Annotated in this window: 11 protein-coding genes; 4 read left to right on the top strand and 7 right to left on the bottom strand. The window is 67.1% G+C overall.

What is annotated here, in order from left to right; translation table 11 throughout:
* Nucleotides 1-761 (top strand): uracil-DNA glycosylase (locus G3N93_RS23420; RefSeq protein ID WP_206134065.1); only part of this gene is annotated, 761 nt, incomplete at its 5' end.
* Nucleotides 762-878: 117 nt separating this feature from the next.
* On the opposite strand, the gene G3N93_RS23415 is transcribed toward G3N93_RS23420, so the two are convergent.
* The 4 genes from G3N93_RS23415 to G3N93_RS23400 all read right to left on the bottom strand — a co-directional run bounded on the left by G3N93_RS23415 (nucleotide 879) and on the right by G3N93_RS23400 (nucleotide 5,523).
* Nucleotides 879-1,475 carry an FMN-dependent NADH-azoreductase gene (locus tag G3N93_RS23415; RefSeq protein ID WP_011350811.1) on the bottom strand — a complete coding sequence of 199 codons (597 nt, stop codon included), beginning with the start codon at nucleotides 1,473-1,475 and terminating at the stop codon, nucleotides 879-881.
* Between the two features lie 147 nt (nucleotides 1,476-1,622).
* Nucleotides 1,623-3,422, bottom strand: a complete 1,800-nt coding sequence (locus tag G3N93_RS23410) for a M61 family metallopeptidase (RefSeq protein ID WP_206134064.1) — start codon at nucleotides 3,420-3,422, stop codon at nucleotides 1,623-1,625.
* 103 nt (nucleotides 3,423-3,525) lie between these two features.
* Nucleotides 3,526-4,254: a DsbC family protein gene (locus tag G3N93_RS23405; protein WP_089424391.1), complete on the bottom strand. Its 729-nt coding sequence runs from the start codon at nucleotides 4,252-4,254 to the stop codon at nucleotides 3,526-3,528.
* A 90-nt stretch (nucleotides 4,255-4,344) separates the two neighbouring features.
* A complete protein-coding gene (locus G3N93_RS23400; protein WP_174939694.1) occupies nucleotides 4,345-5,523 on the bottom strand; it encodes a UbiH/UbiF family hydroxylase in 1,179 nt (392 codons plus the stop codon).
* A gap of 246 nt (nucleotides 5,524-5,769) precedes the next feature.
* Here G3N93_RS23400 and ychF point away from each other — a divergent pair, with 246 nt between their 5' ends.
* The gene (gene ychF, locus G3N93_RS23395; RefSeq protein WP_174939696.1) at nucleotides 5,770-6,864 is read left to right on the top strand and encodes a redox-regulated ATPase YchF; all 1,095 of its coding nucleotides are present in this window, start codon (nucleotides 5,770-5,772) and stop codon (nucleotides 6,862-6,864) included.
* A gap of 141 nt (nucleotides 6,865-7,005) precedes the next feature.
* Here the strand turns inward: ychF and gabP are convergent, their stop codons facing one another.
* From gabP to G3N93_RS23380, 3 genes are all read right to left on the bottom strand, one after another.
* Entirely contained in the window at nucleotides 7,006-8,397 is a 1,392-nt protein-coding gene (gabP, locus tag G3N93_RS23390; protein ID WP_206134063.1) for a GABA permease, read from the bottom strand.
* 417 nt (nucleotides 8,398-8,814) lie between these two features.
* Nucleotides 8,815-9,159: an MmcQ/YjbR family DNA-binding protein gene (locus tag G3N93_RS23385; protein ID WP_206134062.1), complete on the bottom strand. Its 345-nt coding sequence runs from the start codon at nucleotides 9,157-9,159 to the stop codon at nucleotides 8,815-8,817.
* A gap of 81 nt (nucleotides 9,160-9,240) precedes the next feature.
* On the bottom strand, nucleotides 9,241-10,563 hold the full coding sequence (locus tag G3N93_RS23380; protein ID WP_206134061.1) for an MFS transporter: 1,323 nt from the start codon (nucleotides 10,561-10,563) through the stop codon (nucleotides 9,241-9,243).
* 193 nt (nucleotides 10,564-10,756) lie between these two features.
* Here G3N93_RS23380 and gcvA point away from each other — a divergent pair, with 193 nt between their 5' ends.
* Both gcvA and G3N93_RS23370 read left to right on the top strand, forming a co-directional pair.
* A complete protein-coding gene (gcvA, locus tag G3N93_RS23375; RefSeq protein WP_174942298.1) occupies nucleotides 10,757-11,674 on the top strand; it encodes a transcriptional regulator GcvA in 918 nt (305 codons plus the stop codon).
* A gap of 84 nt (nucleotides 11,675-11,758) precedes the next feature.
* Nucleotides 11,759-11,968 (top strand): DUF3761 domain-containing protein (locus G3N93_RS23370; protein WP_206134060.1); only part of this gene is annotated, 210 nt, incomplete at its 3' end.

The raw sequence follows: 11,968 nt of genomic DNA, 5'->3' as shown, positions 1-11,968 counted from the left end.
CGGCTGCGGCCCCGACGGCGCCGCAGCCCGCGGCCGCCAACGTCCCGCACCTCGCCGCGCAATTCGACGCGCTGCCGACCGTCTGGCGCGACGTGCTGAAGCCCTTTACCGACAGCGACGCGTACGCGCCGCTGTGCCGCTTCGTCGATGACGCGCGTGCGGCCGGCAAGATGGTCTACCCGACCGACGTGTTCCGCGCGCTGCGCCTGACGAGCCCGGACGACGTCAAAGTCGTGATCCTCGGCCAGGATCCGTACCACGGCGACGATCGCGGCACGCCGCAGGCGCACGGGCTCGCGTTCTCGGTGCCGCCGGCCGTGCGCACCCCGCCGTCGCTGCGCAACATCTTCAAGGAAATCGCCGCGAACTTCGGTCATGACACGCCGCGCCACGGCTGCCTCGACACCTGGGCGCGTCAGGGCGTGCTGCTGCTCAACACGGTGCTGACGGTCGAGCGCGGTGCCGCCGCGAGCCATGCGAAGCGCGGCTGGGAGCAGTGCACGGACACGCTGATCCGCGAACTCGCCGGTCGCCATCGCGGGCTCGTCTTCATGCTGTGGGGCGCACATGCGCAGGCGAAGCGCGCGCTGTTCGACGCAAGCGCACACTGCGTGCTCGAGGCGCCGCATCCGTCGCCGCTGTCCGCGCACCGCGGCTTCCTCGGCTGCCGCCATTTCGCGCTCGCGAACGACTATCTGGTCGAGGCAGGCCGCGAACCGATCGACTGGCGCCTGCCGGAAGTGGCGGAAACGCTCGCATAACGGCCGCGCCGCCGATTTTTTCGGCCACGCCAACCGGCATGCAAAAACGCCGCGCCCCTTTCGGGACGCGGCGTTTTTTATCGGACGTTGCTGCGGGGCGGCGCACCCGCATCGACCTTACGCGGCGGCGATCGCTTCGCGTGCGCCAGCCAGCGCGGCGCTTTGCGCATCCGGGCCGAGGTTCAGGCCTTCCGCGAAGATGAAGTTCACGTCGGTCATGCCGACGAAGCCGAGGAACGTACGCAGGTACGGGGTCTGGCTGTCATTCGGCGTACCGGCGTACTTGCCGCCTCGGGCCGTCACCACGTGAACCTTCTTGCCCTTGATCAGGCCTTCCGGACCGTTCTCGGTATAGCGAAACGTGACGCCTGCACGTGCGATCCAGTCGAAGTACGTCTTCAGTTGCGACGAGATGCCGAAGTTGTACATCGGTGCGCCGATCACGATGACGTCGGCTGCTTGCAGCTCGGCGATCAGTGCATCGCTCTTCGCGACGATCGCATTCTGTTCCGCGGTGCGCTTGTCGGCCGGCGTGAAGAACGCGCCGAGCACCGATTCGTCGAGGTGCGGCAGTGCATCGGCCAGCAAGTCGCGAACCACGACCTTCGCGCCGGGGTTCGATTGTTGCAGCTTTGCCGTCAGTTCGTTGGCCAGCAGCGTGGATTGCGCACCTTGCGAACGTGCAGCGGAATTGATTTGCAGAATGGTCGTCATGTCAGGCTCCAGTAGGGTTGCGCTTTGGTAGCGCGAGTGACGCCATTGTGCGTGGCCGCATGTCCGCGAAAAAGCGGGTTCAAGGCGACGGATTGTTGCAGCAGCAGAACAATCCTCGATCGCGCCCCGATACCCGCTTCAGATCGTTCAACCCTTCAGCCAGGCCTCCCGGGCCTTCGAGACCGCAGCCGGCTTCGCCGCCGCCGTCAGCCGGTAGCGCGTGACTTCCGGGCCGTCGAGCTTCAGTTTCGCGGTGCGCAGCTCGTCGCGCCGGAACGCGTGAACCTCGACCTTGTCACCCGGCCGGTAGCGCGCGAGCAGTGCGTCGAGGTTGGTGCCCGTGACGCGCAGCCCGTCGACTGCGATCAGCGTGTCGCCAGCCGACAGCCCCGCGCGATGCGCGGCGCCGCCTTCGTAGACGGCCGCGAACGTGCAGTCCGCGCCGCCGCGCAGGCGCGCGCCGATCGTCGGTTTCGCAGTCGCGCCGTTCGCGACATCGGGCGCGAGCGTCACGCCGAACGGTTCGAGCAGCTCGGCGAGCGGCAGATCACGCGTGCCGTGCACGGCATCGGCGAACAGGCGGCCGAGCGCGACGCCCGTCGCCGCTTCGATCAGCGCCTCGACTTCGTTTTCCTCGACGCCCGCCTGCTTGCCGCGGTAGAAATCGCGGCCGTAGCGCTGCCACAGCAGACGCATCACGTCGTCGAGCGACTTCTTGTTGCGCGTCTGCGCGCGGATCGCGAGATCGAAGGCGAGCGCGACGAGCGAACCCTTCGTGTAGTAGCTGACGATCGCGTTGGTCGCGTTCTCGTCCTGGCGGTAGTACTTGATCCACGCGTCGAACGAGCTTTCCGCGACGCTCTGCTTCAGGCGCCCCGTGCCGCGCAGCACGCCGCCGACCGTGCGGCCAAGCGCCGCGAAATATTCGTCCTGCGACATCAGCCCGCTGCGCACCAGCATCAGGTCGTCGTAATACGACGTGAAGCCTTCGAACAGCCACAGCAGCGACGTGTAGTTTTCCTTCGACAGGTCGTACGGCACGAACGCCGCCGGCTTGATGCGCTTCACGTTCCACGTATGGAAGTACTCGTGGCTGCAGAGACCGAGATACGTGCGATAGCCTTCCGTCGTTTCGGGCCGCCCCTTCACCGGCAGGTCGGTGCGGTTGCAGATCAGCGCGGTCGACGCGCGATGCTCGAGGCCGCCGTAGCCGTCGCTGACCGCCAGCGTCATGAACACGTAGCGGTCCATCGGCGCTTTCTTCGATTTCGGCTCGAACAGCGCGATCTGCGCTTCGCACACGCGCTTCAGGTCGGTACGCAGGCGCTCCATGTCGAGCTGCGTCACGCGCCCCGCGATCACGATGTCATGCGGCACGCCGTGCGCGTCGAACGTCGCGAGCGCGAATTCGCCGATCGTCACCGGATGGTCGGAGAGCTCGTCGTAGTTCGATGCGCGATATGCACCGAACCCGTAGCGCTTGGTGCCGCGTCCCTCGGGCAGCGACGTACCGACGCGCCACGCGCGGAACGCCGCGCCGGCCGGCTTCGCGATGTCGACTTCACACGGCGCGTCCTCGCGTCCGGCGACGCTCAGGAACACGGCCGTCGCGTTGAAGAAGCCGCCCGCTTCGTCGAGATACGCGGAGCGCACCGACAGATCCCATGCATACACGTCGTAGCGCAGCGTCAGCGCGCCGTTCACGGGTGCAGCCTGCCACGTGTGCTTGTCGGTCTTCGCGATCCGCACCTTGCGGCCCGCGTCGTTGAATGCGCCGAGCGTCACGATGTTGCGCGCGAACTCGCGCACGAGGTAGCTGCCCGGAATCCACACCGGCAGCGAAAAACGCTGGCCTTCGGGATCGGGATCGGTGACCGTCACCGACACTTCGAACAGGTGCGCGGCAAGATCTTTCGGGACAATCGAATAGCGGATCGGCTGGGTCATCGTGGCAATCGGTCGGTCGAATACGGCGGCGGAAACGAAGAGAGGCGCCGGCAGATGCGGGCGCCCCTCGCTGGCCAGGCCATGCGGCCCGGCGTGTGGTCGGTTACTTGCTCGAGGCGAGCGCCTGGTTGAGCTGGTCGGCCGACACGGCGCCCGGCAGGCGGCGGCCGTCCGGCAGGAAGATCGTCGGCGTGCCCGTGACATTCATCCCGCGGCCGAGCGCGAGGTTCTTGTCGAGCGCGGTGGTATCGCAGGTACCGGCGCCGGACGGTGCGCGATGGTCGAGCATCCAGCCCTGCCACGTTTTCGCGCGGTCGGTCGCACACCAGATCGCCTTCGACTTCGCGGTCGAATCCGGCGACAGCACCGGGTACAGGAACGTGTAGACGGTCACGTTGTCGACCGACTGCAGCGTCGTCTCGAGCTTCTTGCAGTACGGGCAGTTCGGATCGGAGAACACCGCGATCTTGCGGGCGCCGTTGCCCTTGACGACCTTGATCGCATTCGCGAACGGCAGGCTCGCGAAGTCGATCTTGTTGATTTCGGACAGGCGCGCGTCGGTCAGGTTCTTGTGCGTCTTGGTGTCGACGAGATCGCCGAGCAGCACGTAATCGCCAGCCGCATCGCTATAGATGATCTGCGAGCCGAGGTTCACTTCGTAAAGGCCGGCGACCGGCGCTTTCGACACGCTCTTGATCGGCGCGTCGCTGCCGAGGCGGGCCTGCAGCGTCGCTTTCAGCTTGTCGGTGGTCTGGTCGGCCTGCGCGGTGCAGCCAAGCGTCGCCATCGTGACGGCCAGCGCCAGCGACGCGATGCGGATCGTTTTTTTCATCGAAATCTTCCTTCAGCTCAATCGGTGTGCACGGCACAGTGTACGCCGTAACGGAACCGTGTCCGACCGGCGAAGCGGCCGAAGGTTCGATCAGCCGAGCGCGGCCGACACGAGCCAGCGCTTCACGAGCGGCTGCGCGCCGACGAAGGCCATACCCGCGTTGCGCACGGCCTTCGCGAGCGAGCCCGGCACCGCGAACAGCCGCTGCAGCCCGTCGGTCGCGACCATCAGCGCGCGGATGTCCTCGCGGCGCGAACGCTCGTAGCGGCGCAGCAGCACCGTATCGCCGAGGTTGCGGAAGCTCTCCTTCCCCGCGATCGCATCGGCGAGCGCCGCGACGTCGCGCAGCCCGAGGTTCATCCCCTGCCCCGCGAGCGGGTGGATCAGGTGCGCGGCATCGCCGACGAGCGCGACGCGCGGCGCGATCAGCTTGTCGACCGTCTGCAGCGCCAGCGGGAAGCCGGCAGCCGGCGTCACGCAGTCGAGCGTGCCGACCTGGCCATGCGACAGGCGCTCGACCTCGGCCGCAAGCTGCGCCGAGTCGAGTGCGAGCAATTCGTCCGCATGCGCGGTGTGCGCGGACCAGACGAGCGACACATGGCCGTCCGGCAGCGGCAGCAGCGCGACGATCTCGCCTTCGTGGAACCACTGGTAGGCCGTCTCACGGTGCGGCAGCGACGCCTTGAAGTTCGCGACGACGCCGGTTTGCCGGTAATCGCGCCGCTCGACTTTGGCCCCCATTTGCGAGCGCACCCACGAATGCGCGCCGTCCGCGCCGACGACGAGATCCGCTTCGAGCACCTGCCCCGACGACAGCGTGAGCACGGCCGCGTCGTCGCGCACGTCGAAGCCCTGAGCGCGCGCATCGAACCACGTGAGATTCGGCTGGAACCGCAGCGCGGCGTCGAGCGACGCCTCGACCAGCGACGATTCGGCGATCCACGCGAGCTGCGGCACGGAAGCCTGGTACGCGGAGAAATGCAGTTCCGCGTGCGCATCGCCGTACACGCGCATGTCGTAGACCGGTGCGAGCCGGCTGTGATCGAGCGCCTGCCAGACCCGCAGCCGCTCGAGCAAGGCCTGCGAACTGGAGGACAGTGCGTAGACGCGCGTGTCGAATGCGAGATCGGCGGGGCGCGGCGTGGCCGGCTGGGCGAGCAAGGCTGTCTTGTAGCCGGACTGGGTCAGCGCGAGCGCGGCCGTCTTGCCGACGAGCCCGCCGCCGACCACGGCGACGTCGAAGGTGTGGTGGGCAGTCATGGCGGGCATTATAGCCGCGGGGCCAAACCCTTACGCGGCCGGACTTTGCGGGAAATCAGCAGAATCGCAGGCCGATGCGGCAGCGCGGCGGCCCGCCGCATCGGCCGTTCGGCGCCCGCCCGGAATCCGGGGCGTCGGCACGGTACAATAGCGTCTTTGACCGTCGGCCCGCCGCCTCCCAAGCGCCGGCCGCCCTTTTTTCCCGCGCCGCCGTGCCCTGTCCGGCCGCGCCGCCTTACCCGTCCGAAGGATTCCATGAGTCTCAAATGCGGCATCGTCGGCTTGCCCAACGTCGGCAAGTCCACCCTGTTCAATGCGCTGACCAAGGCCGGCATCGCCGCCGAGAACTACCCGTTCTGCACGATCGAGCCGAACGTCGGCATCGTCGAAGTGCCCGATACGCGCCTGAAGGCGCTCTCCGAGATCGTCAAGCCGGAACGTGTCGTGCCGGCCATCGTCGAATTCGTCGACATCGCGGGCCTCGTCGCGGGCGCGAGCAAGGGTGAAGGCCTCGGTAACCAGTTCCTCGCGAACATCCGCGAAACCGACGCAATCACGCACGTCGTGCGCTGCTTCGAGGACGAGAACGTCATTCACGTCGCCGGCAAGGTCAGCCCGATCGACGACATCGAAGTGATCAACACCGAACTCGCGCTCGCCGACCTCGGCACCGTCGAGAAGGCGCTCACGCGCTATTCGAAGGCTGCGAAGTCGGGCAACGACAAGGAAGCGGCGAAGCTCGTCGCGGTGCTCGAGAAGGTGCGCGCGCAGCTCGACCAGGGCAAGGCCGTGCGCGGCCTCGCGCTGTCGGATGACGAAGAAGCACTGCTCAAGCCGTTCTGCCTGATCACCGCGAAGCCGGCGATGTACGTCGCCAACGTGAAGGACGACGGTTTCGAGAACAACCCGCACCTCGACGTGGTCCGCAAGTACGCGGAAAGCGAGAATGCGCCGGTCGTGGCCGTGTGTGCGGCGATCGAGGCGGAAATCGCCGATCTCGACGATGCGGACAAGGAAGCGTTCCTCGCCGACATGGGCATGGAAGAGCCGGGCCTCGACCGCGTGATCCGTGCTGGCTTCAAGCTGCTCGGCCTGCAGACCTACTTCACCGCGGGCGTGAAGGAAGTGCGCGCGTGGACGATCCATATCGGCGACACGGCACCGCAGGCGGCCGGCGTGATCCACACCGACTTCGAGCGCGGCTTCATCCGTGCGCAGACGATCTCGTTCGACGACTACGTCACGTACAAGGGCGAGCAAGGCGCGAAGGAAGCCGGGAAGATGCGCGCGGAAGGGAAGGAATATGTCGTGCACGACGGCGACGTGATGAACTTCCTGTTCAACGTCTGACAGCTGCATCGGCCGATGCCGTGCGCTACGCATGGCATCGCGCAACGCGTGCTCCGGCACGAAAAAAATGGCCCGACCGGCAAATGCCGATCGGGCCATTTTTCATGACGCGGGCTTTCCGCCCGCCATCACGTCACTCCATCACGTCGCCGACACGCGCCGCCCTTCACTCGCCTGCGCATCACGACCACGCTTGTTCAGCCACGACGCCAGCAGCACGATCAACGCCAACACGGCCGTCGCCCCCACTTCCATCCGGTGATCCTCACTGACGAGCATCACGGTCAGCGTGCCGCAGATGAACAGGATCACCAACCACGTGAGCCACGGGAACAACCACATCCGCAGCGTCAGGTCCGCGCCGGTCGATTCCAGCGTCTTGCGCATCCGCAGTTGCGAAATCGCGATCACGAGATACACGAGCAGCGCGATCGCGCCCGACGTCGCCAGCAGGAAGCCGAACACCTGCTCCGGCATCAGGTAGTTCGCGATCACGGTCACGAAACCGAACGCGGTCGATGCGAGCACGGCCGCGCGCGGCGTGCCGGTGGAATCGGTGCGGTGCAGGAACGCGGGTGCATCCTTGCGCTTGGACAGCGAGAACAGCATCCGCGACGCGGTGTACAGCGCCGAATTCAGGCAACTCGCGACCGACACGAGCACGATCACGTCGATGATCGCCTTCGCGTTCGGGACGCCGATCAGCTCCATCGCGCGCTGATACGAGCCGTGCGTCGGCAGCAGCGGATCGTTCCACGGCACGATGGCCGCGACGACGAGAATCGAGCCGAGATAGAACAGCGTGATGCGCCAGATCACCGAATTCGTCGCACGCACGATCTGGCGTTGCGGGTTGTCCGATTCGGCGGCCGCGATCGTCACGATCTCGGTGCCGAGGAACGAGAACATCGTCGTCAGCATCGCAGCGAGCACCGCACTCGCACCGTGCGGCATGAAACCGTCGTGCACGAACAGGTTCGACACGCCCGACACGGCGGGGGCGGGAATGATGCCGACGATCGCCGCGCCGCCGATGCACAGGAACACGACGATCGCGACGACCTTGATCAGCGCGAACCAGAATTCGAATTCGCCGTAGTTCTTGACCGAGAACAGGTTGGTTACCGTCAGCACCAGCGTGATGCCGAGCGCGAAGATCCAGGTCGCGACGGAAGGGAACCATGCATTGAGGATGGTCGCGGCGGCGGTCGCCTCGATCGGAATCACGAGCACCCAGAACCACCAGTACAGCCAGCCGATCGAGAAACCGGCCCAATGGCCGATCGCGCGATCGGCATAGGTGGAGAACGAACCGCTGTCCGGATGCGCAACGGCCATTTCGCCGAGCATGCGCATCACCAGCACGACCAGCACGCCCGCGATCGCATACGCAAGGATCGCCGCCGGGCCGGCTTCGGCGATGGCGTGGCCGGAGCCGACGAACAGGCCCGCGCCGATCACGCCGGCAATCGACATCATCGTCACGTGCCGCTGCTTCAGGCCCGTACCGAGGCCTGTGTTGCTTCCACTCATCTGTCTCTCTCCAAAAAACGGTTCCGGTATGGCCGGGTATCGCGTGAAGGCAGCACGGGGAATTGTGGTTCTTGGGCCGGGCCGGATGCGGCGCGTGCACGGGATGCAGGCGCTCAGCCGGATCGGGGGCCGTTCCGGAACGGTGCGCGACGCAGTCTGCGAAGCTGCGGGTGCGATGCGGCGCGCAGGGCGCCGGCGCATCGCGTGCGCCCTTTCCGTCGGCTTTCGTCAGCTGCCTTCGAAGCGAAGGAGTGTAAGCATCAAACGGTTCGTCACTAAGAACCAATTGAAGAATTTCGATGGAACCACTTGTTGCATCGACGTCGATCGATGCAACGCTTGTACCCGTTTCCGGTGATTCGCGAGCGCGCCGAAAGCATCCGACGAGGCCGGGTCAGCCAGACTGCAACGGGCGCGTCAGCGCGTGCCGCGCACCATCTCGTCGCGCCATTTGGCAGGAACGACGGCCTGCCATTCTCGCAGAAGCAGGTTTTTCACGGCGTCCGGATGGGCCGCCGACAGCCGCACCAGCACGATCGGCCAGCCGACGTAGTGATCCGTCACGTAATACACGTCGGGTTCCGATTCGATCAGCCACGCACGCTCGTCGGGGTCAACGCCGTTCACGACGAGCGTGTCGCCGTCCTCGCGCAGCCGCGCGAGCATCTTGCCCTTCACCCTGAGTGCGGGCGTGCCGTACGACGTACCTTCCTCGACGCCGCGCCACGCCAGTGCGATCTGCCGGACTTCGTCGAATGTCATGGGGCCTCCCGGCTGGATGCCTTCGTTTCACGATCCGGCCACCCTACCGGAATTCGCGACGGCGCACCGGCCGAAACGCGCCTATCCGCGCGCCGCACGTGCGGCCGTCGACGCACGCCCTGTCGTCGCGACGATCGCGAAGGCGATCGCATTGGCGGCGGCGCTGGCCAGGATCGGCACGAGATAGCCGCCGCCCGCGTCGTAGATGAAGCCGGCCGCGGTGGGCCCGATCAGCGTGCCGAATGCGACGCTCGTATAAAGCACGCCGATGATCCCGCTCACGTTGCGGCCGCCGAAATAGTCCATCACGACCGCCGGCAGCACCGCGACCCAGCCGCCGTAGAACACGCCGAACACGAGTGCGAACGCCGCAAGCGTCGCGACGGTGCCGGCGCCGGCCCACGCAACGAGCGCGACGGCCATGCCCGCGAACATCGCGAGCAGCGATGTGCGGCGGCCGAAGCGATCGGCGAGGCCGCCGAGGAAGAAGCGGCCGGCCGTGCTGCCGACGCCGATCGCGCCGAGCAGCAGCACGGCCGTCGATGACGAGACGCCATGATCGAGTGCGTACGGCACGAGATGAACGAACGGGACGAACACGCCGAACGAGCAGATGAGGCATGCCGCGTAGAGGCTTGCGAACGGGCGCGACGTGACGGCTTCGCGCACCGTCGCGCCGGCAGGCGCCGAAGCGGCGACCGGCTTGCGGCCCGCCGCTGCGCCGGACACCGACGCCCCCGCATCGTGCCCGGTGACTTTCGCGCCGTCGCCTTCGACGGGCTCATGCGCGGCCTCCTCTCCATCCGGCAGCAGCCCCCGCCCGCGCGGATCGTTCTCGATCAGCAACGCCATCCCAGCGCCGATCACGACCGCGATCACCGCCAGCGTGAAATACGCGACGCGCCAGCCGGCGTGCGCGATCAGCGTGGACGCAAGGGGCGGCATCACCAGCGTACCGACACCGATCCCGGCGACCGCGAGCCCGGACGCGAAGCCGCGTCGGCGCACGAACCAGCGCTGCACGGCGCCGACGGCCGGCACGTACGCGCAGCCGACGCCGAGGCCGACACCGAGCCCGTACGCGACATAGACCTGCACCAGCGTATGCGCGGCGCCGGCAGCCGCGAGCCCGATGCCCGTCAGCAGCATCCCGGCGACGGCAAGCCGCCGCGAGCCGAAGCGGTCGGCCAGCGGCCCGCTGATGATGCCGAAACCGAAATACAGAAAACCGGCAAGCGAGAACACGAGCGAGATCTGCCCGCGCGATGCGGCGAAATCCCGCTGCAGCGACTCGACGAACGCGCTGAACGTGTATGCGCTGCCGAAACCGACGAACGTGACGGCAAACGCGGCCGCAACCACGTACCAGCCGTAGAAAAGGCGCGATGCGCCCGGGCGGTTCATGACGATGCTCCTCTCAGGTTTCACCGGCCGACAGGCAGCGTCCGGATTGCCTCATGGATATAGATGAACTATGTTGATCGCATCGGCCGCCGACAGGCAGTCGCGAAGCGTGCGATCCGGTGTGTCAACGGTACTCGTGCGTACACATCGTCTCAAACGATATTTCGACGGACTTTCGATTTAGAAAAACTGAATGAATCGTTCCCGCTTGCCGCCTCTTAACGCGCTGCGCGCCTTCGAAGCGGCCGCCCGTCACCTGTCGGTGAAGGCGGCCGCCGAGGAGCTGTCGGTCACGCCCGGCGCGGTAAGCCAGATGATCCGCACGCTCGAGACGCATCTCGGCGTGCAGTTGTTCGAGCGCGTCAACCGCGGCATCCTGCTCACGGCCGCCGGCCGCGACTACCTGCCGCCGGTGCGCAACGCATTCAGGCAGATCGCCGATGCGTCGCAGCGCGTGTCGGGCGCTGCCGACAGCGGCGTGCTGACGGTGAGCGTCACGCCGTTCTTCGCATCCGCGTGGCTCGTTCCGCGCCTCGCGCAGTTCCGGGAGGCCTGCCCGGACGTCGACCTGCAGGTCGTCACGAGCCACGCACTCGCGGATTTCTCGCGCGACGGCGTCGATGTCGCGATCCGTCACGGCCTCGGGCGCTACATCGGGCTGTGCAGCGAGCGCCTGCTGACGGTGGAGATCGTCGCGCTCGCGTCGCCCGACCTCGTCGCACGGCTCGGCATGCCGGCGACGCCCGCCGATCTCGTCGGCTGGCCGCAACTGCACGACGCCGAACGCAAGGGCTGGCACATCTGGTTCGGCGCGCAGCGGATCGACGATTTCGGCCCGCCGCGCGGCGCCGCGTTCGACGATTCGGGCTTGTTGCTGCAGGCGATCGTCGCCGGCCAGGGCGCCGGGCTGCTGCCGGCCGCGATGGTGCGCGGCGAACTGGCAAGCGGCCGGCTCGTGCAGCTCGCCGAGGTCGCGTGGCTCGACGATTTCGCGTACTACCTCGTCTATCCGCCGCATCACGCGGAACGGCCCAAGGTCGCGGCATTCCGCCGATGGATCCTCGACGCCGCACTGGCCGACGGCGCGGCATCGATGTCCGGCGCGTCGTAGCGCCACGCCCCCGGCGCGGCACGGTTCCTCTGCCGATCGGCTAACATGCGGCCCGGCACCGATAACAACAGACCGAGAGAGACCATGCCTGCCCTGCTCCGCCGCGCGACGCGCATCGCGACGCTGTCCGCCGCATGCTTCGTTGCGTGCGCCGCGCTGCCCCTTCCGGCACACGCGTACCGCGCACCGCCCGGCTACAGTAACGAAGCCGATCTCGACCGACACGACACGTATCGCAACCGCGACGGCGACACCGTGCACGCCCCCGCGCATTCGAAATCGGGCCGCGTGCCA

Source organism: Burkholderia sp. Se-20378, from assembly GCF_017104665.1.
Taxonomy (GTDB): domain Bacteria; phylum Pseudomonadota; class Gammaproteobacteria; order Burkholderiales; family Burkholderiaceae; genus Burkholderia; species Burkholderia lata.
Note: the sequence above shows the minus strand (reverse complement) of the source record. Positions and strands in the feature narration are given on the sequence as shown.